Source organism: Campylobacter concisus (genome assembly GCF_002913225.1).
GTDB classification, from domain to species: Bacteria; Campylobacterota; Campylobacteria; order Campylobacterales; family Campylobacteraceae; genus Campylobacter_A; species Campylobacter_A concisus_J.
Genome location: NZ_PPAW01000013.1, coordinates 53,371 through 77,752 on the forward strand (window position 1 = coordinate 53,371; position 24,382 = coordinate 77,752).

The 24,382-nt window shown below is 41.1% G+C and carries 24 protein-coding genes and 3 pseudogenes; 9 read left to right on the forward strand and 18 right to left on the reverse strand.

Annotated features, from left to right (window positions below; all coding sequences use genetic code 11):
- Positions 1-7: 7 nt before the first annotated feature.
- Together CYP26_RS10650 and CYP26_RS10655 are read right to left on the reverse strand one after the other, a co-directional pair.
- A complete protein-coding gene (locus tag CYP26_RS10650) occupies positions 8-1,273 on the reverse strand; it encodes a methyl-accepting chemotaxis protein (RefSeq protein WP_430747072.1) in 1,266 nt (421 codons plus the stop codon).
- Positions 1,274-1,288: 15 nt separating this feature from the next.
- Positions 1,289-1,984, reverse strand: a pseudogene (locus CYP26_RS10655) (cache domain-containing protein); the annotation flags it as partial.
- Positions 1,985-2,368: 384 nt separating this feature from the next.
- On the opposite strand from CYP26_RS10655, the gene CYP26_RS02130 reads away from it, so the two are divergent.
- Together CYP26_RS02130 and leuC are read left to right on the forward strand one after the other, a co-directional pair.
- Positions 2,369-4,480, forward strand: a complete 2,112-nt coding sequence (locus CYP26_RS02130) for a TonB-dependent siderophore receptor (RefSeq protein WP_103630198.1) — start codon at positions 2,369-2,371, stop codon at positions 4,478-4,480.
- A gap of 83 nt (positions 4,481-4,563) precedes the next feature.
- Complete coding sequence (leuC, locus tag CYP26_RS02135) at positions 4,564-5,829, forward strand: 3-isopropylmalate dehydratase large subunit (protein WP_103604161.1); 1,266 nt, start codon at positions 4,564-4,566, stop codon at positions 5,827-5,829.
- Positions 5,830-6,234: 405 nt separating this feature from the next.
- On the opposite strand, the gene CYP26_RS02140 is transcribed toward leuC, so the two are convergent.
- Positions 6,235-6,492 (reverse strand): SemiSWEET family transporter, encoded by a 258-nt coding sequence (locus CYP26_RS02140; protein ID WP_103630199.1) that lies wholly within the window; start codon positions 6,490-6,492, stop codon positions 6,235-6,237.
- 223 nt (positions 6,493-6,715) lie between these two features.
- Here CYP26_RS02140 and CYP26_RS02145 point away from each other — a divergent pair, with 223 nt between their 5' ends.
- The 4 genes from CYP26_RS02145 (at position 6,716) to CYP26_RS02160 (ending at position 10,927) form a co-directional block, all read left to right on the forward strand.
- A complete protein-coding gene (locus tag CYP26_RS02145) occupies positions 6,716-7,279 on the forward strand; it encodes a molybdenum cofactor guanylyltransferase (protein ID WP_103630200.1) in 564 nt (187 codons plus the stop codon).
- Positions 7,272-8,240, forward strand: coding sequence for a phospholipase A (locus tag CYP26_RS02150; protein WP_103630201.1), 969 nt, complete (start codon positions 7,272-7,274; stop codon positions 8,238-8,240). Before CYP26_RS02145 ends, CYP26_RS02150 begins: the two co-directional genes overlap by 8 nt.
- 165 nt (positions 8,241-8,405) lie before the next feature.
- Positions 8,406-9,800: a GntP family permease gene (locus CYP26_RS02155; RefSeq protein WP_103630202.1), complete on the forward strand. Its 1,395-nt coding sequence runs from the start codon at positions 8,406-8,408 to the stop codon at positions 9,798-9,800.
- Entirely contained in the window at positions 9,797-10,927 is a 1,131-nt protein-coding gene (locus CYP26_RS02160; RefSeq protein WP_103630203.1) for a glycerate kinase family protein, read from the forward strand. Before CYP26_RS02155 ends, CYP26_RS02160 begins: the two co-directional genes overlap by 4 nt.
- A gap of 346 nt (positions 10,928-11,273) precedes the next feature.
- On the opposite strand, the pseudogene CYP26_RS02165 reads toward CYP26_RS02160, so the two are convergent.
- The 11 genes and pseudogenes from CYP26_RS02165 to CYP26_RS02215 form a co-directional block, all read right to left on the reverse strand.
- Positions 11,274-11,402 (reverse strand): annotated as a pseudogene (locus tag CYP26_RS02165) (integrase); the annotation flags it as partial.
- Positions 11,403-11,453: 51 nt separating this feature from the next.
- Positions 11,454-12,314, reverse strand: coding sequence for an AMIN domain-containing protein (locus CYP26_RS02170; RefSeq protein WP_103630204.1), 861 nt, complete (start codon positions 12,312-12,314; stop codon positions 11,454-11,456).
- 5 nt (positions 12,315-12,319) lie between these two features.
- Entirely contained in the window at positions 12,320-12,502 is a 183-nt protein-coding gene (locus CYP26_RS10595) for a hypothetical protein (protein WP_178140078.1), read from the reverse strand.
- Positions 12,503-12,606: 104 nt separating this feature from the next.
- Positions 12,607-13,857 (reverse strand): phosphopyruvate hydratase, encoded by a 1,251-nt coding sequence (eno, locus tag CYP26_RS02180; RefSeq protein WP_103630205.1) that lies wholly within the window; start codon positions 13,855-13,857, stop codon positions 12,607-12,609.
- Positions 13,857-14,954, reverse strand: coding sequence for a recombinase RecA (gene recA / locus CYP26_RS02185; RefSeq protein ID WP_002940852.1), 1,098 nt, complete (start codon positions 14,952-14,954; stop codon positions 13,857-13,859). The genes eno and recA overlap by 1 nt, the downstream gene beginning before the upstream one ends.
- A gap of 62 nt (positions 14,955-15,016) precedes the next feature.
- Positions 15,017-15,505, reverse strand: a complete 489-nt coding sequence (locus CYP26_RS02190; protein WP_103630206.1) for an addiction module antitoxin — start codon at positions 15,503-15,505, stop codon at positions 15,017-15,019.
- A gap of 8 nt (positions 15,506-15,513) precedes the next feature.
- Positions 15,514-16,311, reverse strand: coding sequence for a UDP-N-acetylmuramate dehydrogenase (locus tag CYP26_RS02195; RefSeq protein ID WP_103630207.1), 798 nt, complete (start codon positions 16,309-16,311; stop codon positions 15,514-15,516).
- Positions 16,308-16,577: a flagellar biosynthesis protein FliQ gene (fliQ, locus tag CYP26_RS02200; RefSeq protein WP_223154231.1), complete on the reverse strand. Its 270-nt coding sequence runs from the start codon at positions 16,575-16,577 to the stop codon at positions 16,308-16,310. The genes CYP26_RS02195 and fliQ overlap by 4 nt, the downstream gene beginning before the upstream one ends.
- A complete protein-coding gene (locus CYP26_RS02205) occupies positions 16,574-17,389 on the reverse strand; it encodes a menaquinone biosynthesis family protein (RefSeq protein WP_430747073.1) in 816 nt (271 codons plus the stop codon). Before CYP26_RS02205 ends, fliQ begins: the two co-directional genes overlap by 4 nt.
- A gap of 112 nt (positions 17,390-17,501) precedes the next feature.
- On the reverse strand, positions 17,502-17,999 hold the full coding sequence (locus CYP26_RS02210; RefSeq protein WP_103630209.1) for a chemotaxis protein: 498 nt from the start codon (positions 17,997-17,999) through the stop codon (positions 17,502-17,504).
- An 8-nt stretch (positions 18,000-18,007) separates the two neighbouring features.
- A complete protein-coding gene (locus CYP26_RS02215; protein WP_103630210.1) occupies positions 18,008-19,096 on the reverse strand; it encodes a nicotinate phosphoribosyltransferase in 1,089 nt (362 codons plus the stop codon).
- 100 nt (positions 19,097-19,196) lie between these two features.
- Between CYP26_RS02215 and CYP26_RS02220 the strand changes: the two are divergent.
- From CYP26_RS02220 to CYP26_RS02230, 3 genes and pseudogenes are all read left to right on the forward strand, one after another.
- Positions 19,197-19,430: pseudogene (locus tag CYP26_RS02220) on the forward strand (molybdate ABC transporter permease subunit); the annotation flags it as partial.
- 85 nt (positions 19,431-19,515) lie between these two features.
- A complete protein-coding gene (gene accB, locus CYP26_RS02225) occupies positions 19,516-19,968 on the forward strand; it encodes an acetyl-CoA carboxylase biotin carboxyl carrier protein (RefSeq protein ID WP_087583527.1) in 453 nt (150 codons plus the stop codon).
- Positions 19,968-21,299, forward strand: coding sequence for an acetyl-CoA carboxylase biotin carboxylase subunit (locus CYP26_RS02230; protein WP_004317853.1), 1,332 nt, complete (start codon positions 19,968-19,970; stop codon positions 21,297-21,299). The genes accB and CYP26_RS02230 overlap by 1 nt, the downstream gene beginning before the upstream one ends.
- Positions 21,300-21,454: 155 nt before the next feature.
- Here the strand turns inward: CYP26_RS02230 and CYP26_RS02235 are convergent, their stop codons facing one another.
- Genes CYP26_RS02235 through CYP26_RS02250 form a run of 4 tightly spaced genes read right to left on the reverse strand, consistent with a single transcriptional unit; the run spans position 21,455 to position 24,375 of the window.
- Positions 21,455-22,006, reverse strand: coding sequence for a DUF2393 family protein (locus CYP26_RS02235; RefSeq protein ID WP_103630211.1), 552 nt, complete (start codon positions 22,004-22,006; stop codon positions 21,455-21,457).
- Positions 22,006-22,536, reverse strand: coding sequence for a DUF2393 family protein (locus CYP26_RS02240; RefSeq protein WP_103630212.1), 531 nt, complete (start codon positions 22,534-22,536; stop codon positions 22,006-22,008). The genes CYP26_RS02235 and CYP26_RS02240 overlap by 1 nt, the downstream gene beginning before the upstream one ends.
- On the reverse strand, positions 22,526-23,260 hold the full coding sequence (gene hisIE, locus CYP26_RS02245) for a bifunctional phosphoribosyl-AMP cyclohydrolase/phosphoribosyl-ATP diphosphatase HisIE (protein ID WP_103630213.1): 735 nt from the start codon (positions 23,258-23,260) through the stop codon (positions 22,526-22,528). The genes CYP26_RS02240 and hisIE overlap by 11 nt, the downstream gene beginning before the upstream one ends.
- Before the next feature lie 2 nt (positions 23,261-23,262).
- A complete protein-coding gene (locus tag CYP26_RS02250; RefSeq protein WP_021088100.1) occupies positions 23,263-24,375 on the reverse strand; it encodes a prohibitin family protein in 1,113 nt (370 codons plus the stop codon).
- Between the last annotated feature and the right edge of the window lie 7 nt (positions 24,376-24,382).

The window sequence follows — 24,382 nt, forward strand, 5'->3', positions numbered from 1 at the left end:
ACAAAAGTTAAAATTTGTTTTTAGCGACCTCTTTAACGATCTGATCAGCTATCTCATCGACCTCGTTTGTGGCCTTGTTTGTTTGGTTTGCCACTTCGAGATTTTCTTTTGTTAAGTTGTCGATGTCAGCAACTAGCGTGTTTATCTGAGCGATCGCTATGGTTTGCTCATTTATGGCCGCACTCATGTCGTCTATGTTTTGCGTTAGGATATTTGCATTTGCCTCGATCTCACCAAGGCTTTTTTGTGTGCGCTCGGCTAAATTTCTAACCTCATCAGCCACCACCGCAAAGCCCCTGCCATGCTCGCCCGCACGTGCCGCTTCTATTGCAGCGTTAAGGGCTAGTAAATTTGTCTGATCGGCGATGTCGTGGATGATGGTGATGATATTTTTTATCTCCTCAGACTGCCTTTTGACATCATCAGATCTTGCATTTACCTGCCTCATAGACGCGCTCATCTGCTCAACCGCAGCCGCACCCTCAGAGAGCGATGTAGCACTCTTGTTTGCTTTAGTGGTAAGCTCCTGCATGTAGCCTTTTAGCACTTTAGCGCGGTCTTCTAGCAGTTTTGCGACATCTTCATTATTTTTTAGCATCTGCGCGATCTTATCGCCAAGCGCGTCGATTCCTTTTGCGATGACGCCCTCGTCGTTTATCCTAGCGGTAAAGTCGTTTTTAAAGTAGATTTCTAGCGCTTTTAAGATGTCGTGCTCGTTTGAAGCGATATTTGTCTTTAGTGAGTCACGCAGATCGCCAAATGCCTCTTTTAGCTTTAGCAGAGCTTGGCTATTTGTCGTCGCTTCAAGCGTCGCCCTAAAGTCGCCGCCTTTTATCTTGCTTACAAATTCTTGCGTTTTGGCTAAAAACTCGCGCTCGTTATTTAAATTTTCTTTTGTGCTTTCTATGTTTTCATTGATGATACTAGCCATAACGCCTAGCTCGTCGCTGCTTTTTAGCTTGATAGGCTCGACGTTTGAAGTTTTGTTATTTATAAATTTAAAGACCTCGATTAGCCCATTTTGTATCGTTAAAACTGGTCTTAAGAAGTATCTAACGACCACTATAATAGCGATGATGACTGAGATCAAAAACACACTAAACATCAAAATTTGTTTGTTTGAAGCGCTTTTTATCTCAGCTACAAACTCATCAGCATCAGCCACTATACAGACGTTCCAGCCTGTTAGCTTTTGATTTTGGCAGTAGATGACGTTTCTCATGCCTTTATAGAAAAATAGTGAGACCTTGTCGCCATCTATGCTGTTTTTCATATTTTCTTTGATGAGGTTTTTGTAGGTTTCATCTTCGTTTGAGACTAAATTTATATCAGGATGAACTATCACTTTGCCAGCATCATCGGCGATCATGATGTTTGAAGTCTTAGTTGTTTTTATCTCTAAAAGCTCTTCTCTAAGGCCGTTTAAGAAGATATTTGCGCCGATTACCGCCACAAGCTTGTGGTTGCTATCAAAGATAGGAGCGTAGGCTGTGATGGTTAAATTCTTTGTCGTGACATCTACGTATGGCTCTGAAAATCCAGGCTTGCCGCTGCTGCTAGCACCCTGAAACCAAGCCCTTGTGCGGCCGTCAAAATTTGGTATCAAAAATGGCTGGTTGTTTTTCAAAAGATCAGTCTTGATGACGTTGCCATTATCTGCATAGCCCACAAATAGCGCGTCAAATGGCGAAATGACAAACGCACCCTTTAGTGCCTCAGCTATATCGTTCCTGTTAGCATAGAGCTTTTTATCCTCTAGCTCTTTTGCAAAGGTTTGCACCATGTGAAGTCTTGATTTTAAAAACTCATCGACAAAGTACATCGTCGATTTTAGCCCAGTTTTACGGACATTGTTGTAGGACTGAATTTTTTCTGATTTGGAATTTGAGTAGTTTATGCTAAAAAATATGCCTATGCCTATTAGCATCCAAGCTGTCAGCAAAAAGGCTATCTTGTTAGACAAGCTAGAAAAAAGTCTTTTCATCTTAAATCCTTTTAAAATTTTCGGCGTATTTTATAATAAAAGTTAAATAATATCTCTTAATTTTTATTTTTAAGAAAAAATGGCAAAAAGTAGCTAAATAACGCTTGTTATGATAAATTTTGCTAAATTTTATTAATTTAATTATCCAAAGTAATAAACAAAGTATTTTAGGGATTTAGAATAAAATTTAAGGCTAAATTTGACGTTGAATTGATTTTAGTTGCTTAAATTATAATTTTAAAATATATAGATAATAAAAGTAGTATTTTTATGCGATTGTGAAATTTTCATAAATATAATGTAAATTAATTCATTAAAAATTAAATTTCAATTTTATATAATGATAACGATTTTTAAAATAATTAATTTTTTAAAGGAGAATAATTGAGTAAATTTCGCATTAGTATCGCACTTTGTTTTGCGATTTCAGCTTTAAATGGCGCTGATGTAAATTTAGAAGGCGTGAGCGTAGAAGATAGCGCTGATGATGGCTATAGGGCGACAACTAGCGAAGTTGGCAAGACAAATACACCTATCCTCGAGATACCACAGACCGTAAACGTCGTAACTCAGCAGCAGCTAAAAGACAAAAAGCCAGAGAGTCTTGCTGAGAGCCTTCAAAACGTGAGCGGCGTTAGCTACGCAAACTCGACTGGAGGGATATTTGACGCAGTTTTGAAACGTGGATTTGGCAAAAACAGAGATGGGTCGATCATGCGAAATGGCACTTCAGCTGGCGTTAGACATAGTTTTAATGCAACCGTGCAAACAGTAGAGGTGCTAAAAGGGCCAGCTAGCTTGCTTTACGGCGTGCAAGACCCTGGTGGGATCATAAATTTAGTTACCAAAAAACCGCTTTACGACTTTAGCCATGAAATTTACGCTGGTGCTGGCAACAACCACTACTACAACTATGGCTTTGATAGCACCGGACCTATCGGAGAAAGTGGCTTTGCATATAGATTTATTTTCGATCAAAGCGGCAAACACTACTGGCGAGAGTATGGTAAATTTAAGTCCTTGCTAGTAGCCCCAAGCCTCAGCTATAAAGGCGAGGACTACCGCATCGACGCTGCCTACTCATACGGACGCTACACCGATCCGCTTGACCGCGGTAGCTACATGGTGACAAATAAAACTGCCGCATATAAAAACTGGGACGGCAAATTTCTACTAAGCGATCCCAAAAAGAGGCTCGATGAGAAATTTAACGAGATAAAGGGCGAAATTCACACATTTGATGTCGGTTTCGAGAAAAATTTGAGCGAAAATTGGCTTTTAAAAGCAAACTACGCCTTTACAAGATCAATGCACGAGTACGGACAAATGCGGGTTAGAAATTTTACTCCAGCAACTGGCTTAGTCACTAGAGAAAATTCTTACTATTACGATTTTGAGCACAGAACTCACGCTGGCGGGATAAATTTAAACGGCATAGTTGAGACCGGCCCCATCTCGCATAACCTAATAACAGGCGTGGATCTAAAAGAGGAGCTTCGCCGCAGGGCAAATTCTTACAGAAGTCAAGGCGGAGCAAATAACGTAAATTTATACAACCTTGTATTTGGCACCGCCTCTTTAGTAAAAACACCAAATCAAAACGACAAACAATATCAAAGGATACGCAGCATCGGCACATACGTGCAAGATAATATAAATTTAACCGAAAATCTAATCTACGCACTCGGCTTAAGATATGAGTACTACGATCAGCTTGGTGGCAAGGGCGAGCCATTTAAAACAGCTACCGACAGCCACGGTGGCAAGCTGATATATCAAACTGGCCTTCTTTATCTACTAAATAAAGAGTGGTCGGTCTATGCGAACTACGCTCAAAGCTTTAAGCCGCAAATATCTATGAATGACGATCTTGGCTCGCTAGATCCTGAAGAGGGCAACTCTATCGAGCTTGGAAGCAAATTTCAAAACGATAGCATTACAGCTACTGCAGCCATTTTCGATATCAAAAAGAAAAACGTAGCCTACAGCCTAAACAACATCACTTATGCAAGTGGCGAGGTGCGCTCACGTGGCTTTGAGCTAGACGCAAACGGCAAAATAGCAAAGGGGCTTACTTTAGGGACGAGCTATGCCTACACAAAGACAAAGACTCTAAAAGACGAGGAGAACACTTGGAAGGTTGGCAAGCCATTTGACGCCACACCAAAGCACCAGGCAAGCTTGCTCGCAAACTACGACTTTACCCACCTTGGGCTAAAGGGCTTTAGGCTAGGCGGTGGGGCTAGATACTTTGGTTCATGGTTTGCCTACTCAAATTCTGGTGACGCATACAAGATGCCTCATGCTGTGACTTATGACGCATTTGCAAGCTACACAACTAAAATTTCAGGCTATGAGACAAATTTTCAGCTTAATGTGAAAAATTTGACTGATAAAATTTACTACACTTCTTACAACTCAGAGGGCAAAAATATCCTAGCCATCGTGCCAGGATATGGCAGGCAGTTTATGCTCACGGCATCGGTTAAATTTTAACTTCACTAAGCCTTTTGGCTTGGTGAATTTTCTTTAAATTTAGCTATTTTTGTTAAAATCGCCTCAAAATTTAAAGGAAATTTATGAAACAAACCATTACAGAAAAAATATTTTCAGATCACGTTGGCAAAGAGGTAAGCGCAGGAGAGATCATCGAGAGCAAGATCGATATGATCATAGGCAACGACATCACGACACCTATTTCGATCAAGCAGTTTGAGCGAAGTGGCGCTAAAAAGCTAGCCAACCCAGATGGCTTTGCCATCGTGATGGACCACTACATCCCGACAAAGGACATCCTAAGCGCAAATCAAGCCAAAATTTCACGTGAATTTGCCTACAAACACGATCTTAAAAACTATTTTGACGAAAAAGATATGGGTATCGAGCACGCGCTTTTGCCTGAAAAAGGGCTAGTCATCCCAGGCGACGTCATCATCGGCGCAGACAGCCATACCTGTACGCACGGCGCTCTTGGAGCATTTAGCACCGGCATGGGCAGCACTGACCTAGCTTATGCGATGATCACTGGCAAAAACTGGTTTAAAGTGCCTGAGAGTATCAAAGTCGTCTTTAAAGGCAAGCTTGATAAGCACGTTTATGGCAAGGACCTCATCCTTGAGATCATCCGCCAAATAGGCGTTGATGGCGCACTTTACAAAGCGCTTGAGTTTAGCGGTGAGGTGATAGAGGGCCTTAGTATGGATGATAGATTTTCAATGTGTAACATGGCGATCGAAGCTGGCGCAAAGAGCGGTATCATCGCGGTTGATGAGATCACAAAAGAGTTTTTAAAAGATAAAAATTTACGCGATAAACCAAAATTTTTCTACTCAGACGAGGGCGCAAAATACGACAAAATTTTAGAGATAGATGTCACAAACCTTGATCCAGTCATCGCATATCCATTTTTGCCAAGCAACGGCAAGAGCGTAAGGCAGGCTGTTCGCGACGATCTAGCTATCGATCAGGCATTTATCGGCTCATGCACAAATGGCCGTCTAAGCGACCTTCGCATAGCAGCGCAAATTCTAAAAGGCAAAAAAGTAGCCCGAAAAACAAGGCTCATCATCACCCCAGCGACGCAAAAGATCGCAAGAGCTGCTGAAAAAGAGGGGCTTATCGATATTTTCATCGAAGCTGGAGCAGTTGTGAGCAACCCAACATGTGGTGCTTGTCTTGGCGGATATATGGGCATTTTAGGCGCAAATGAGCGCTGTATCTCAACGACAAATAGAAATTTCGTAGGCCGTATGGGCGATAGAACGAGTGAAATTTATCTGGCTAACTCGGCTGTTGTGGCGGCCTCAGCGATAGCAGGTAAAATCGCCGATCCAAGAGACTTATAGGCGTTAGCTTTTAAGTATCTTTGAATGAGTTAGAAATTTTCACACTTCGATAAACCATATGTTTTATCTTGTGTGAAAATTTCTAACTCATTCAAACCTATCTTAAAATCTTGCCGCTAAATTTTTAAAAAAGAGCTAGCTAATTGGCAAAATTTAATCTTTAACCTTGGGATGAAATTTGTTTTCGAAAAATTTTAAACCCATCTCACGATACTTTGCCTTATATTTTTGACAAATTTGGTGAAATGTTTTTCTTGTGAAATTTTCGTTGTAATACCTGGTTTTATCTGTAAAAATCAAAGAAATTCAAAAGCATTTTGTATAAATTAAATTTAGCCGATAAATCCTGATATTTTTGTAAATTTATCGGTTATTTTTTAGCATAAAAGGTTTGAAGCTAGCGCATTAAAACGCTGTTATAGTTGCCAAAAGTCCAAAGATTATACCTGGTAAGTTTGCAGCAGAAAGTGGATAGTCTTTTTTAGCTTTTAGCAAGCCGTAACTTGTCCATATCGTGCAGTTTATCGCAGCAGCTAGTGGCTGAATAAAAGGCGTTTTATGGCCATCGAGGTTACCCATTATTTGTGGGATGTATGAAATATACATAACAACCGATAGGCACGTGCCTATCCAACCTAAAATTTGTAAATTTCTTTCACTCATGTGATCTCCTTTAAAAGTAAGCCATTATATTATTTTTAGCTTTACGATTAGTGAGGTAAAAAAATTAATTTTACCTGCCAGAGAGAAGCCCACTGTTTTGGCAAAAGCGCTTTTTTTGCAAATTTAAGGGCGAAGCTTTTATCAAGTGATAATAAATTTAAAACAAGATGAGTTAGAAAATTTGGTTATACTTTTGTAATTTTTAAAATTTAAAAGGATAAAAATGCAAACTTGCGTCATTTTAGCAGGGGGCAAGAGCTCGCGCATGGGTCAAGATAAGACCTTGCTGCCATTTGGTGGCTTTGAAACGCTCACACACTATCAAGCCTCTAAATTTAGCAAAGTCTTTGATGAGGTTTTTGTAAGCTCTAAATTTGAGAAATTTAACCCACCGCTAAAGCTCATAAAAGATGAGAGCAGTGAGGATTTTTCGCCGATGCTAGCGCTTTACTCTGTGCTTAAAAGCTTTGATCATAGCGTCTTTATCATCCCAGCTGATATGCCATTTTTTGATCTAAAAAGCTTAGAAGAGCTGGCTAAATTTAAAGATGAATTTGACATGGTCGTAGCTGGCGATGATGAGCATATCCACTCGCTTTGTGGCTTTTTTAGCCCAAGCTTAGCCACGTTTGCGCATGAGCTTTACCAAAAAAATGAGCACAAAATCGGACTTTTACGAAAAAGCTGCAAGTGCAAGATAGTAAATTTTGATGATAAAGAGCAGTTTTTTAACGTAAATTTCCCGGAAGAATACAAAATAGCAAACGAAAAGATGAAAAATGAGTAAATTTATACTACTTTTAAGCCTTAGTTTTACATTTTTGATGGCTAGCAGGACGGATGATTTTAAAAGGGCGCAAGAGCTTGAGCAAAGTGGCGATATAAAAGGTGCTATGCAAATTTATAAAAGCATTGCCGAAAACTCTATAAACACGCAAGGCTTAGCCTCCAAGGCTAGTCTAAATTCCGAGCCAGCGACGCCAGAAGCAAAGGTAAAGCAGGCTAAGATCACACAAGAAAACAAGGCTGAGTATCATCTGCAAAATGCACTTGGCATAGAACTTTATAAATTTAACTACCTTTTGCCAGTAACTTACGCTAAAACTATCCCAGATGATGGGCGAAAGAGCGTTGAGACGAAGTTTCAAATAAGCCTTGCAAAGCCGCTATTTTACGACGTTTTTGGTCTTAGAGAGAGCCTAGTAGCAGCCTACACGCAGACTTCTTGGTGGCAGATCACTAAAAAGTCATCGCCGTTTCGCGAGACAAACTATCAGCCAGAAATTTTCTTAAATTTTGCCTCACCAAAATATCTAGAGAAAATCGGCATCCAAAATCTAAAATTTGGCCTTTTACATGAGTCAAACGGACGAGATGGCAGCAAATCAAGGAGCTGGAACAGAGCCTACGTGCAAAGCGACTTTGTCTATGGCAACTTTAGCGTCTCGCCAAGAGCTTGGATAGTCGTTGGCGACAAGGGCGATAATAAGGACATTTTAAAGTATATCGGACACGGCGACGTAAGGCTTAGCTACAAGCTAAATGATCAAATTTTTAGCCTAATGCTAAGAAATAACTTACATTTTGATAAAACAAATAAAGGTGCAGCTGAAATTTCATATATGTTTCCGATATTTTCAAGCGGCGTTTATGGCTATTTGCAGTATTTTACAGGATATGGCGAGAGCTTGATTGATTATGATAGGCACACTGACAAGGTTGGTCTTGGCTTTGTTATTTTAAAATAGCCTTAAAAATTTAATCTTATAAAGTGGCTAAATTTGGGCAGATAACCTAAAATTTACATAAATAATGAAAAAAATTTAACTAATAGAAAAACTTAAAAATATTAGAAAAAATATAAGCAAATTTTGCTAAAATCACTAGCAAAATCTCACAATAAAGGAGTTTTCATGAGCGGTATAGCTTTGATTGTCTGTTTTGTTATAGCAATCATCCTTATGATCCTTATGATCTCAAAGTTCAAGGTGCATCCATTTTTGGCACTTATGAGTATATCTTTGGTGCTAGCAATAGTCGCAGGTATCGATCTATCCAAGATCCCAGCGATGATAGGCGTTGGTTTTAGCGGCACATTTAAGAGCATCGGCATCGTCATCATCTTTGGAACGATCATCGGTACAGTGCTTGAAAAAACGGGAGCTGCGCTAAAGCTAGCTGACATGGTCGTAAAGCTAGTCGGACAAAGACGCCCTGAGCTTGCCATGCTTATAATGGGCTGGGTTGTTGGCATACCGGTATTTTGCGATAGCGGTTTTGTCGTATTAAACTCTATCCGCGAGGCACTTTATAAGAAAATTTCAGCAAGCCCAGTTGCTATGTCAGTAGCACTTAGTGGCGGTCTATACGCTTCTCACGTCTTCATCCCGCCAACTCCTGGCCCGATAGCTGCTGCTGGCACACTTGGCCTTGGCGGAAATTTACTTCTTGTCATCATCATGGGTACAGTAGTTTCGGTGCCTGTTTTGGTAGCTGTCTATTTCTTTTCAAAAAGCATCGCTAAAAGCGTAACTATCAGCGACAAAGAGGCTGACGCTACGATAACAGCTAGCTACGAGGAGCTTTTAAATAAATTTGGCAAATTACCTAGCGGATTTTTGAGCCTTGCTCCTATCATCATGCCTATCATTTTCATGGCGGTTGGCTCTGTGGTTGATGTTTTAGCAAAACAAGGCATGCTTGATAAAGCTGCGCTCTTGCCAAAGATATTTTTATTCTTAGGTAACCCTATCATCGCCCTTGCGATCGGCGTGATCTTTTGTGTATTTTTACTAGCTGAAACTAAAAAGATGAGAGAATTTGACCATATAACAAACGAATCATTAAAGATCGCTGGTCCTATACTCTTTATCACTGCAGCTGGCGGCGTTTTAGGCAACGTCATCACTGAGGCTGGCTTTGTAAATTTCATAAAAGAAAATGCCTCAACTATAAAAGCGATAGGAATTTTCTTCCCATTCATCATCTCAGCCGTGCTAAAAACCGCTCAAGGAAGCTCGACTGTGGCTATCATCACGACAGCCTCTATCATGGGTGCATTTAGCGCTGACAACTCGCTCATGCACACGCTTGGCTTTACGAGCGAAATTTCAGCCGCACTTTGTGTCATGGCGATAGCATCTGGTGCGATGTGTGTATCTCACGCAAACGACAGCTACTTCTGGGTCGTAACAAACTTTAGTAAAATGACCGCAGATCAAGGATATCGCACACAAACAGCTATGACATTTATTATGGGCGTTGTTGGCATGATCAGCGTTTATATACTATCTTTGGTGCTTTTATGAGAATTTTGGTTGCGATAGATTCATTAAAAGGCTCGCTAAGCTCGCTTGAGGCGGGCCTTGCTATAAAAGAGTCGCTTGAAGATTTTTGCGACGTCGTCGTAAAGCCAGTAGCTGACGGCGGTGAGGGCAGCGTGGAGGCTATGGCTGACGCACTTGATGCTAAATTTATAGATACCATCGTCAAAAACCCACTTGGCACTGAAATTTTAGCTAGATACGCTCTAAAAGATGACCTTGCCATACTTGAGATGTCAAGCGCTTCTGGGCTTACTCTTATAAATCCTGATGAGAGAAATCCTATGAAAACTAGCACATTTGGCTTTGGTCAGATGATAAAAGATGCCATTAGCAAGGGTGCTAGGAAATTTATCATAGGCATTGGCGGAAGTGCGACAAATGATGCTGGCACAGGCATGCTAAGTGCTCTTGGCTTTAAATTTTATGATAAAAATGGCTCTTTGCTTGAGGGTAAAGGTGAAGATCTAGCTCAAATTTGCGACTTTTCAGATGAAGAGGCTATAAAAGAGCTAAAAGAGTGTGAATTTTTAATCGCCTGTGATGTGGATAATCCACTTTACGGACAAAAGGGAGCAGCCTACGTCTATGCACCACAAAAGGGCGCAAATGGCCGCATGGTAAAGCAGCTTGATGATGGACTAAAGCACTTTGCGGGGCTTGTAAAAGAGAAAAATGGCACTAAATTTCACACGCAAAAGGGCGCTGGAGCAGCTGGCGGACTTGGCTTTGCTTTTGTGGCATTTTTGGGCGCAAAGCTTAGGCCTGGCATCGAGATCATCACGCAGACAATAGCACTTGAAGATGAGATCAAAAAGGCTGATCTAGTAATCACTGGTGAGGGCCGTATGGACTTTCAAAGCACCATGGGCAAGACCCCAACAGGCGTGGCAAAGCTAGCTAAAAGGCACCGCAAGCCAGTCATCGCGCTTGCTGGAAGCGTGCAAAGGTGCGCCAAAGACTGCCATAAGCACGGCATCGATGCGTATTTTTGCATACTAAATGAGCCAATGAGCCTTGAAGAAGCTATGCGAAAAGATAATGCCATTAGAAATTTAAAGATGACCGCCGAGCAAGTCATCCGCCTTTATATGCTAAATCACAAAGCATAAATTTAAAAAAGATAGAAGCTAAATTTCTATCTTTTTCTCCCAAAATTTAACTTCAAATTTTACTCACAAAGTGCTACAAAAATTCTCAAAATTTAATACATTTTGCAAAAATAAAAACTCTTAAAAGTAAATGGCTAATTTGGCGAGCAGAGTAAAATTTGCTTGCCAAATTTTATTTTCGTGAGAGCTTTTGTCTTGCGGTGTAAATTTAGATGCATGGCAAGCTTTGGGCTGCTTGCAAGCTAAAAATTCTCACATATTTATAGAGTTTCATAGTTAAATTTGATGTTTTAAATTTTGTATTGGTTAAATTTAATATTGCTAGTTTGCTCTATTATTGAGCGCTCTAGTTCGCTAGATCCTCAGCCACTTTTGCTGCAAGTTTTAGCTTGTCACTATTAAAGTGCGTGTAAATTCGTGAGGTGTTTAGGCTAGCATGCCTAAAAGCTTCTTTCACTAGTGTTAAGCTTTTTTGGTTACAACCAAGAGAAATTAAAAATAGCAGGCTTAAATTTAAATATAAAAACTATAAAAGCTTAAGCACATATCCATTTTCGGCGGCTTCAAGCTTATATTTATGCATCTTATCAAGCTCTAAAACCACTCTGAAATACTTGTCATGCCAGCCGATTATGACGTTTTTAAAAGTTTCGTTTTCAAGCTTTAAATTTCTAGTTTTAAAGCTTCTTGGAGGTTTTGCAAAGTCAAGCACGATCTTGTTTTTCTCGTAAGCAAAATGTTTTAAATTTTTAGCTTTTGCGATGATATTTAGCTCTTTTTCATGCGCTAAAAAGCTGATAAACCCTAAAAATTTAACTTCTTTTTCGCTGCTTTTTATCTCCTGAACAGGCTTTGTAGCAGGCTCAATTTTTACTTCTACTACCTTTTGCTCGGGCTTAGCTGGCTCTTTTACTTTTTTTGTGCCAAGGTCGATCACTACGACGTTTGGAGTTGGCACGTCTGAGGTTTTATTTCTATCTTTGTTTGAAATTTTAGTCTCATTTTTTTCTATTATCACTGGCGTGCTAACCTTTTGAGCTGGCACCTCCGCCATCGTGACAGAAACGTCTAGTTTTTTAGCTGCGACTGGTTCTGGATTTTTCATCTTGCTTATGGCAAATTCATCGTTCCAGTCGATAGTTTTGTTTATATCAGTTAGTCTTTTTTCTTTTATGCTGCCGTCATTTGCTCTGTATCTTATGGTAACATCAAGTAGTAGCATCGCATCGCTTGGGAATTTAAACGAGAGCGAGTTGAAGCTGTCATATTTTTCTACGACGTTTGTCGTCATAACACTTGTGTTTAGCTCGCTAATAGGCATAAATGGGTTTTCTCTGGCGCATAAGCTCGCAGTCAAGATAGATAAAACTAACCAAATTTTCTTCATCGTTCCTACTTTTTATTAGAGTCTGGCTCAAGGCCTTGTAGTTCAAAATAGTCTTTTTGCAGACGTGCATTCATCTTTTTTAAAATTTCCACGTCTTCGCTAAGCCTCTCTTTTTTGCTCTGAAGGCTTAGCATCACGTCAAGTGAGCGTTTGCCAAACATCATGTTGCCCACGTAAAAGGCAAACATAGCCACGCAAATGGTGGCTATGACGTAGCGTAATGTCGGCCGAACAAATTTTATGATTTTATGAAATATGCCATCTTCTTTGCCATATTCATCTAAAATTTCGCTCAAATATTATCCCCTAAAAACTCACCCGCCTCAAGCTCGATCTCGAGCAAGCGGTTGTATTTCGCGTTGCGCTCGCTTCTTGAAGTAGCACCCGTCTTTATCTCGCCAGTGTTTAGTGCGACCGCAAAGTCAGCGATAAACGCATCTTCGCTCTCGCCGCTTCTGTGGCTCATGATGCAGCGGTAGCCGTTTCTTTGAGCAAGGCGGACAGTTTGCATAGTTTGCGTGACTGAGCCTATTTGATTTGGCTTGATTAGGATCGCGTTTGCGATCTTTTTCTCGATGCCTTCGCGTAAAATTTTCTCATTTGTGACAAATAGATCGTCGCCAACTAACTGCACCTTGCTGCCAAGCCTTTTTGTAAGCTCAGCCCAGCCGCTCCAGTCGTCCTCGCTAAGACCATCTTCGATAGAGAATATCGGATATTTTTCGCAAAGTTTTTCGTAGTAGCTAATGAGCTCGTCGCTGCTAAATTTCTTGCCCTCAAGCTCGTATTTGCCGTCTTTATAAAGCTCGCTTGAAGCAACGTCAAGGGCAAGTTTTATCTGGCTGCCTAGCTCATATCCAGCCTCTTTTACAGCCTGAGAGATAAGCTTTAGTGGCTCTTCGTTGTCTTTTAAATTTGGAGCAAAGCCGCCCTCGTCACCGACAGCAGTGCTGTGTCCAGCTGCGTTTAGGATAGATTTTAGCTTGTGATAAATTTCAGTCGCAGCTCTTAGTGCCTCGCTAAATGTGCTAAAGCCAAATGGCATGATCATAAATTCTTGAAAATCAACGCTGTTGTTTGCGTGCGCGCCGCCATTTATTATGTTAAACATCGGCACTGGCAAGATGCTAGCGTTTGCACCGCCAAGGTAGCGGTAGAGCGGGATATTTAGGCTCTTTGCAGCTGCGCGAGCTACCGCCATAGATACGCCAAGGACTGCGTTTGCGCCTAAATTTGAGTAGTTGTGCGTGCCATCAAGCTCAAGCATCTCAGCATCGACTGCCTTTTGATTGTAAGCATCAAGGCCGATTATCGCCTCAGCGATCTTTTCATTTACGTTTGAAACAGCCTTTAAAACGCCTTTGCCAGCATATCTCTCGTCTTTGTCGCGAAGCTCGAGCGCCTCGCGCTTGCCAGTGCTTGCGCCGCTTGGTACGATCGCGCTTGCTTCGGTTCCGTCGCTTAGTCTAACTGTCGCACGAACTGTTGGGTTGCCTCTGCTGTCTAAAACCTCGTGAGCTTCTACATCTTCAATAAATACCATTATTCGTCTCCTGCTTCGTTTGTGTCGTCGTCTTCGTCTTTTGCGCCGCTGCTTATTAGGTGATCAATCCCCATTGAGCCTTTTATCGCCGCTACTATCTCATCAGAAATTTCTGGGTGCTCTTTTAGGTAGGCTTTGGCGTTTTCTCTGCCTTGACCTAGTTTTTCAGCCTTGTAGCTAAACCACGCGCCTGATTTGTCGATGATATCGAGCTTTACGCCATAGTCGATGATCTCGCCCTCTTTGCTCACACCCTCGCCAAACATGATGTCAAATTCAGCCACTTTAAATGGAGGCGCGACCTTGTTTTTAACGACTTTTGCTTTTGTGCGGTTGCCGATAGGCTCGTCATTTTGTTTAAGTGTGGCTATCTTTCTGACATCGATCCTTACAGATGAGTAAAATTTAAGCGCATTACCGCCAGTCGTGGTCTCTGGCGTGCCATATCCCATCATACCGATCTTCATACGAATTTGGTTGATGAAGATAACAGTTGTCTTCATTTTGCTTAAAATTCCAGTTAGCTTTCTAAGTGCCTGGCTCATTAGTCTTGCTTGCAAGCCAACGTGTTGATCGCCCATATCGCCGTCTATCTCGCTCTTTGGAGTAAGAGCTGCCACACTATCAACTACGATAAGATCGATCGCACCGCTTCTTGCAAGTGTCTCAACGATCTCAAGTGCCTGCTCGCCAAAGTCTGGTTGAGAGACGTAGAGGTTGTCGGTATTTACGCCTAAATTTGAAGCGTATTTTACATCTAGTGCGTGCTCTGCATCGACAAATGCACAAATTCCGCCAGCTTTTTGCGCTTCAGCGATGATGTGAAGTGTGAGCGTAGTCTTACCAGAGCTCTCGGGTCCGTAGATCTCGATGATCCTGCCTTTTGGAACGCCGCCTATGCCAAGAGCCAGATCAAGCCCTAGCGAGCCAGTCGGTATCGACTCGATAGCCTCAACCTCTTTGTCGCCAAGTCTTAAAAGCGTGCCTTTGCCAAAAGCTTTATCGATCTGCTTTAGCGCAAGCTCAAGCGCCTTTTTCTTGTCCGCTTCGCTCTCTGGGATAGCTATCTTTTTGTCACTATCTTTTTCTTTTGCCATTTTTTACCTTATAGTTGAAATTTTGCTTGATTTTATCTAAAAAGAGATGAATTTTACTTGATTTACTCGCAAATTATAATATTTTCGCCAAGCAGTGCAGCGCTATCAATAAGAGCAAAAAGCTGCTCTTTTTCAAACAAAAATCCATAAATTTGATCTTCGTTTTTCAGTATCGCAAGCTTAAATGGCTCTACAAGCGAGCTGGCGCAAAGGTTTAAAAAAGCTTCGTTGATACTGTTTTGCGAAATTTGGGGTTTGGTTTTGAAATTTTCATCTTTTATAAAAGAGATAAATTCCTCTTGTGAGGTAGATTTATTAAATTTAAAAATTAGTTTTTCTTTTAAGGCCTGGGCTAAAATTTCATCAAATTTAACTAGGTCGATGTAGTTTTGCACACCTAAAATTTGAGCAAAATTTAGCAGGTTTTTATCATGATCGGCCATATTTTTCTCATGCTCACTTTGCGCCTTTTTAGCCCTATAAATGGCATAAAAACCAATCATAATAAACAAAATAGAAAGCGTTAAAACTTCTGCTAAAAACTCACTCATCACTATCCTTATAAAATGCAAACTTCAGTCTTAAGCTCTACGCCAAATTTCTCTAAAACTCTAGCTCTAGCCAAATTTATAAGGCTAGTGGCGTTCTCAAAGCTTGCGTGGTTAAAATTTATTAAAAAATTTGCGTGCTCTTCGCTAAATTTCGCTCCGCCGATCACGTATCCCTTTAGTCCAACTGCCTCCAGCAACGCCCCTGCAAAGTGCCCTTCAGGATTTACAAAGCAGCTGCCAAAGCTAGCGCCTTTTGGTTGATTTGCCCTTTTTGCGCTTATAGCTTCAGATATGCTCGCGTCAAAGCCACTAGAAAGCTTAAATTTAGCCCCCAAAATGGCCTCATCTATGCCGCTGTGGCGGTAGCTAAAGCTTATCTCATCTTTGCGCACCCAGCCACGAGCCAGACGCACATGCGTGAGGTTGTCGCTTATGCTAAATTTAAGCAGTCCAGCGTTCATTTTTATAAGTCCGCCAAGCGTGCCAGGGATATTTTTTAAAAACTCAAGGTTCGCGATGTTATTTTGTTTGCAGAAGTTATAAATTTTACCTGATTTTGTCGCAGCACCTATCTCAAGGTAAATTTTTTCATCACAAATTTCTAAATTTATATAGTCAAAGCTCTTGCCAAGCATTGCCATTTTTGGGGGATTTGGCGAGATAAGAAGGTTGTTGCCCCCGCCTATCATCACAGCGCCTAAAAAGTGAGGCGAGCTTAGATCTTCAAGGCTATCAACCTCGAAAATTTCATGCACGCCGCCTATCCTAACTGAGGTAAATTTAGAAAAATCAACAAGCCTCGTCACTGGATAAATTCCGGTATAAAATCAAGCATGCGAGTGGTAAATTCAACCATCATCGAGATCATCCAAGGCATCAAAAATATGATGACAACGACGACTAGCAAAATTTTTGGCACGAAGCTTAGCGTGGTTTCGTTTATCTGCGTGGTCGCTTGAAAAATGGAGATGATAAGACCAGCTATTAGTCCGCTTAGCAGCATCGGAAGGCTGATATAAAGGGCGATCTTAAAGGTTTCAACTCCAAGTGAGACAAGCGTACTTTGCATCAGCTAAACCTTACTTCGTTGTATTCAGTTGGGATTAGGTAGTCGTTTACGTCGATCGGCTTTTCAAAAAAGCCTTTGTCATAGCCTATTTGATAGAGCTTGTTTAGCGCTTTTAGCTGCGTTTCGTTCATGCTTATAGACTCGTCATTTGCGTATAAATTTAGATATGTTTTAAGCTCTTCTTTGCCAACTCTGATGAGGTTTCGCTCCATTAGCATGTGAGATAAAAATGGCTTGTGTGAAGTTGCGATCCTAACGGCTTCGCTAAGCACTCTCTCGCACTCGATCGCGTCGGTTATGGGTAGGCTTCGTCTAAGCGCCATACCACCAAGTGGAAGCGGTAAATTTTCGCCGTTTAGCTCGCTCCAAATGTCCCAAATTTCACGCTCGACGCAGAGCTTGTCAGAGAAATTTAAGATACTTTCATGTATGAGCACGCCAGCATCGACCTCGCCGCTAAGCACGGCATTTTCGATCTCAAGAAAATTTTTATAAACGATCCTTGCCTCTGGGTAGGCTATGCGAAAGAGCAGGGCGTTTGTTGTGTTTTTGCCAGATAGCGCGACCTTGAAATTTCGCTTTAGCTGCTTATCTTTTAGCTTGATAAGCTTTGGGCCGTATCCATTGCCAAAGCTCACCGCGCAGCGTAAAAGTGCAAATTCATCGCAAATTTTTGGATAGAGCGCAAAGCTGATCGCCGTTGCCTCATAAGTGCCTTTTAACGCCTCTTCATTTAGCGTTTCTATATCAAGCGCCTTTGATGTAAAGGCTAAATTTTTACTGCTAACCCAGCCAAATTTGACCGCGGCATACATGAAAATATCGTCAGCGTCCGGCGAGTGAGCGACGTTTATGGTTTTTAGATTATGCAAAGATGATCCTTTTTTTGATTACGCCATTTTAATGAAATTTATTTAAAATAAAGTTTTAAGGGTGGTTTTGAAACGATTTTACCAGCTTTGCCTCTTTGAAATTTAGCACGTATTTCACGTATATGGCGTCTTTAGCCCCTTTTCTTCGCGCTTGGAGCGTTGAGTAAAACGGATGTTTGAGTTCTAGCATCTTAAGCAGTTTTTGATCGCTATCTTCTTTTTTTATATTTTCAACGATTATTGTCGTTATAAATTTGCCCTCAAACTCGTAAAATGGCCAGACAATCACGCCAACGTCGCTTGTTTTAAAGTCCGTGATTTTAGATTTTTTAGGGACATTTAGCATGGAGATGATCTTTTTACGTGAGCTATCTGCATTTTGCACTGAGATCACCTTTACAAGTAGGTCTTTTTTGACTCCGATACCATTTTGGTTAAAGCGATAAACTCCGTCTTCAAGTATGCCAACCTTTTCAAAAGCGTTAGCGTAGTTTGCGGCGGTGCAAGCAGTCAGCAAAAGTGCTAGAAACGTTAAAATTTTTATAAATTTCATCTTTTCTCCTAAAATTTCACTCTTTTTAGCCTATCTGAAGCGAAATTTTTTCTGCCAAATTTAGCTTCACTTTTGCCGTTTAGCTCGACTAGATCGCCTGTAAAGCCACAAATGTCATTTTTAACAAGATAGCTTCCCACGCCATAAATATCAACTGGGGTGTTAAATTTCTCAAATTCGCTCATTTTTTGCGGATTAAATCCTGAGCTAACGACTATTTTAACGTGCTTAAAGCCAGCTTTATCAAGCGCCTCTCTTAGGGCAAATATAAGCTCCTTGCAAACGCCGTGTGGATCAAATTTGCTCGTATCTTTGCCTTCAAAATACCTATCTATCAAATTTTTACTAGTATCCACCCTAACTGCGCCAAGCCTCTCTTTTAGGGCATTTGCAGCCTTTAGCGCGTCCGTGATCACATCGTTGTTGTAATCAACCAAAGCCGTGATCTGCTCATTTTCAAAGGTTTTAGCATAAATTTGGCAAGCCTTCACCACGTCTCCGCCACACATTTGAATGAGCGCGTGAGGCATGGTGCCACCACCTTTTAGCCCTGTAAGCTCGCCCTGAGCGTCTGTGGCGACCTTTTTGATGCCACCGATAAATGATGCATAGCCGTCGCCTGGCTGCGTGCAGATGTCGTCTTGTCTATCAGCCATGCTAAAGACGTCCTTGCCATTTGCCGCTTTTATCACGTCTCTGGAGTTTGTCGCCACGCAGCTTCTTCTAGTGAGTGTCGCGTCGATCACGTTTTCTAAAAAGCCGAAATTTTCATACTTGCCGCTTATCTTTAAAACTGGCTCGTTTGCATTTATGATATCGCCATCATCAAGCGCGTAAATTTCAAGCTCGCTTGGGTTTTTGGCAAATTTATTGATGATAGTTAAAACCTCGTCGATACCGCAAAGCACGATATCATCACGCCTTTGGAAAAACTGCATCGTAACGTGCTGATCTGGCAGGTTTTGCTTAATTATCTCATTTACTTTTAGAAAGTATTTCGCCGTAAAGTAGCCTTCGCCGATCCTTGGATCTAGCTTAAAAGTCTTATCTGTTAGCCTCTCTATCTTGCCTTGCATCTTTAGCTCAAGTTCGTTCATGTCTGTCCTTTTGTTTTTGCGAGATTATACCATTTTGGCAAAATTTGGCGCAGGCAAGAGGGCTAGTGAATTTATGCAAAAAGCAATCTTTATGCCTCAAAAAAGCGTGGCAGCAGCCTTTATCCTAGCGCTCTCGCGAGGGTTTGGCGAAGTTGGTATAACGCTCATTTTAGGCGGCAATATCATAGGCAAAACAGACACCATCTCACTATCTATCTACAATGCAGTATATGACGGCAGAAACGATCAGGCACTCGCTTTAAGTCTTGTTTTAGTTGTGCTTAGTTTCGTCTTATTTTTCATTATAAATTTGCTAGAAAAAAGTAGGATTTAGCACAAAATTTATGCCAGCTAAAAATTAAATTTATTTAAATTTCGCTACAATTAAGGGCTTATATAAAAATTTAGGAGAATTTTCTATGAAAAAAGAAGATATAAAAGAGCTTATCGAATTTTTTAATGGTATGGAGATGAATCATATCAAGATAAAAAGTGGTGATTTTGAGGTCGAGGTAGAGAAATTTGCTGATTATTGCGCGCCTGCGAAGCCAGTAGCACAAGCAGCAGCTCCAGCGCCAACACCTGTAAATGTTGTCGTTAGCTCAGAGGTAAAACCAGCTGCAAATTCGCCAAAAGATAGCATAAAATCTCCTATGGTAGGTACTTTCTACGCTGCTCCAAGCCCAGGCGCTGCACCATTTGTAAAAGTAGGCCAAAGAGTGAGAAAAGGCGATGTAGTTGGCATCATCGAAGCTATGAAGATCATGAACGAGATCGAGGCTGAATTTGACTGCCAGATCACTGAGATGCTAGTCTCTGACGGACAGCCAGTTGAGTTTGGATTGCCGTTATTTGGCGTGGAGAAAAATTAATGGAATTAAAAAGAATTTTAATCGCAAACCGCGGCGAGATCGCTCTTCGTGCTTTGCGAACGATAAAGGAGATGGGTAAAGAAGCCGTTGTCGTTTATTCAACCGCTGACAAAGACGCACTTTACGTAAAATACGCTGATGTGGCTATTTGCATCGGTAAAGAGCGCTCAAGTGACAGCTACCTAAACATCCCAGCTATCATAAGCGCAGCTGAGATCAGCGAAGCAGATGCCATCTTCCCAGGTTATGGCTTTTTAAGTGAAAATCAAAATTTTGTTGAAATTTGCTCACACCACAAGATTAAATTCATTGGACCAAGCGTTGCTGCGATGGCTTTGATGAGCGATAAGAGTAAGGCAAAACAGGTCATGCAAAGAGCTGGCGTGCCAGTCATCCCTGGCTCAGACGGCGCTGTGGCTGACACAAAAGCAGCAAAAGAGCTAGCTAAAAAGATAGGCTACCCTGTCATACTAAAAGCTGCGGCAGGTGGTGGCGGACGTGGTATGCGCGTAGTTGAAAAAGAGGCTGATTTAGAAAAAGCGTTTTGGTCTGCTGAGAGCGAGGCGATGAGTGCATTTGGCGATGGCACGATGTATATGGAAAAATATATCCTAAATCCACGCCACATCGAGGTTCAAATCATCGGCGATAGCCACGGCAACGTGCTTCACATAGGCGAGCGTGACTGCTCTATGCAGCGTCGCCACCAAAAGCTAATCGAAGAGAGCCCAGCTATCTTACTTGATGAAAAAACAAGAGAGAGGCTACATGAAACTGCCATAAAAGCGGCAAAAGCGATCGGCTACGAGGGAGCAGGTACGTTTGAATTTTTGGTTGATAAAAATTTAGACTTTTACTTCATCGAGATGAATACAAGGCTTCAGGTCGAGCACACAGTGAGCGAAATGGTAAGCGGACTTGATATCATCGAGCTTATGATAAAAGTGGCTGAGGGTGAAAAGCTACCGTCACAAAAGAGCATCGAGCTAAAAGGCCATGCGATCGAGTGCAGGATCACGGCTGAGGATCCAAACACCTTCACTCCGTGCCCTGGCAAGATCACAAAATATGTCTGCCCAGGCGGTCGCAACGTGAGAATGGATAGCCACATCTACCAAGACTACTCTATACCGCCGTATTACGATAGCATGATCGGTAAGCTCGTAGTTTGGGACACTGATAGAAATAGAGCGATCCACAAGATGAAAGTTGCTCTTGATCAGCTCATAATAAGTGGCATCAAAACAACAAAAGATTTTCACATCGCCATGATGGAAAACAAAGATTTTTTAAGCAACAACTACGATACAAACTATCTTTCAAGACATTAAAACTAAATTTTAAACCATTGCCTTTTGGCTTTGGTTTAAAATTTCTTGTTTTATATAAGCTAAATTTTTAGGTATTAAACTTTTTAAATTTAAGAGAAATTTAGCTAGTTTGTAACTATAAAATGTAATAAATACTAAAAATTTATCTAAATTTATTAGTAGCAACTAAGTTTTGTGATATTCATACCATTTTTAAAATATGGCGGATAGGGCATAGTCACGGTAAATGGCACCGCTTTTTGCTTTGGTAAATTTTGAGCTACGTCAAATTTATATGCCACAGTGTTTGGTCTCTCGTCCTCATCGCCTCCAAAAATCCATGAGAAAAATGAAATCCCACTTGGTTTAAATAGCGCTTCGCCACCAAGATCGTTTTTATTTAGTGGCTGATTAATAAGCTTAATTGTAAGAGTGCATTTGCTAATGGTAAATTTGCCGACATTTCTTACTTGACCTCGAAAGACGATGCTTTCATTTCTTAACACTCGCTCGCTCTTTACGCCCTCGACTATGCCTTTTTTGGTGTATTTATCAAGAACTAGCATCAAAAAAATGGCAAGCGTGGTTGAGACCAAAATGTTTGTAAAAAGTAGCGATAAAAATAGCTTTCGCTCAGCTCTAAGCGAGAGCACAAGAAACAAAATAGAAAGTAGTGCGATCGCAAAAAGCACGATGATATGAACGATGGTAAAGTAGTTTGAGCTCATCAAAAACACTCCGCTTTTTTGGTGATATTGTAGTCAATGAAGGCAAAGTCATTGACAAATTCTCTTATCTGCTTGCTCTGCTTTGGCAAAAGCGCTTCATTTAAAATGATACGTTTTTTAGCAAAAGGGTTTAGTGAATTTAGAAAATTTCTCGTGCTTTGCGTTGAACCAAGGTAGAAGCCAAGCTCGATTTTGCAAATGTTTAATGTGTAGTTTGAATTATTTGTGATGTTAAAATCAACCATTAGCGCATCGACATATTGAAGCTGCTTTGTGTTTATTTTGCTTATGCTAACAGGTCTTAGGTTTTCATTTATATATTTGTTTGCGTAGTAGTTGCCTGCAAAAAGTCCCAAAAAACCAGCTAGGATAAATAAAAATCCTATCTGCCACCATGATTTTATCGCAACAAAAATTCCTAAAAGCACGATAAATATAAATGCTAAAAACACCCAACCATAGGCTAGAAAGTCGATAAGTTTGGCGTTTTGAAGTATGAAAAGTATGTTGTGCTTGATGCTATTTAACATCTCGCGATCTTTTTTCTTCGATGCCGCTCATGCCAAAACGTCTTGCAAGCTCGTTTTTGACGGCATCTGGATGTATGTTGTGGGCTGAAAGTGCCACAAGTGCGTGAAAGCAAAGATCGGCTGCTTCATAGATGAGGTCATTTTTTGCTTTTTGCTCATCTTGTTTTATCTGCTTGGCAAAACTAAGCTCTTTTGCCGCCATGACAAGCTCTGTAGCCTCTTCGCCAACTTTTTTTAGAATTTGATTTTCACCCTTTTTAAAAAGACTTGCCACGTATGATGTTTGCGGATCTGCATTTAGCTTTCTATCTTCTATAACGTGATAAAGCTCGTTAATGACGCCGTAACTTGGCTTTTTAACCTCGCTTTTTTCATTTGAAATTTCTAAATTTTCTAAATTTATCTCGTTAAAAAAGCAAGACCTTGCCCCAGTGTGACAAGCAGCGCCTCCGTTTTGAACGACTTTTAAAAGCAAGGTGTCGTTGTCGCAGTCTAAAGATGCAGCCTTAATCTCTTGCGTGTTGCCACTCTCTTCGCCTTTTTTCCAAATTCTATTTTTAGTGCGTGAAAAGTAGTGAGCGTAGCGGCTAGATAGAGTTAAGCTTAGCGCTTCTTCGTTCATATAAGCAAGCATCAAAACCTCGTTTGTAGCGTGATCGCAAACCACCACAGGGAGCAATCCACTAACCTTTTGCCAGTCTATACTTTTTGCTACGCTATTCATTTTTACCTTTCGCTAACCGAGCTAGCTTTTGCCCTATCTTTTGCATCTAGCCAGATATTTGGCACAGCTCCGCCAGGTGTTAAGAAAATTTTGGCATCTTTGTTCTCTTTAAGAGCGTCGTTAAATCTATTTTGCGTCTCGATCTGCTTTAAATTTAATAAATTTTGATCGACACTTTTTGCGATCTCTTTGTTCGCATACGCAGTCGCATCAGCCTCTATCTTGATAGCATCAGCCTTACCCTTTGCTTCGATGATAGCAGCTTTTGCAGTACCTTCTGCAAGGGCAGCTTGTTTTAGTGCCTCTTGATTTGCACGCTCGACCTCGTATTTTGTCCTCTCGGCCTCTTGTTTAGCGATCTGGACACGCTCGATCTGCTCTTTTACCTTTGAAGGCAAGATGATCTCACGAAGCTGCACTGTTAGAAGCTCGACTGGCTTGTTTGGCTGTGAGTCGATGTCTTTTCTTATGCCCTCATCTATCTGCCTTGCTAGGTCATTTCTCTTAGTTGGTAGCTCTTCGGCTGTGTATTTACCAGCGATGCTGCGAACCACGTCACGCACGACAGGATCAACGATCTTGCTCTCCCAGCTAAGACCCCAAGATGCGATAGTTTGTGGTGCATTTTCTGGATTTAGGCGGTACTGCACGGTGATATCGATGCTAACTGGTAAATTTCTAGCGTCCAAAACCGAGATCGAATTTTTGCGTAAAATTCCAGCTCCCTGATAAGACTTTTGCAAGCTCTCGCCCATGTCCTCGCCTGAAGTGTAGTTGATGATCCTAACTCTGGTATCAACTACGATGATGTTTTGGATAAATGGCAAAAAGAAGTGAAATCCTGGTTGCAAAGGATTTGGCTCATATTTACCCGCTGTGGCTTTGATGCCGACCTCGCCTGAGTGTATCACTTTAAATGGCTGAGTGATAGCAAGGATCGCGATAATGGCGATTATAATGTAAGCTAGCGCACCAAATTTGCCAAAGCCACTTGGTATATTTGGCATTTTAAAATCCTTTTTAAAAGGTGGCTCTTTGTCATTATTTTGACCTGAGCCCCTGTTGTCATTACCTGGCTTTTTTTTGTTGAAATAATCATTTAAATCAGCGGGCATTTCGTTC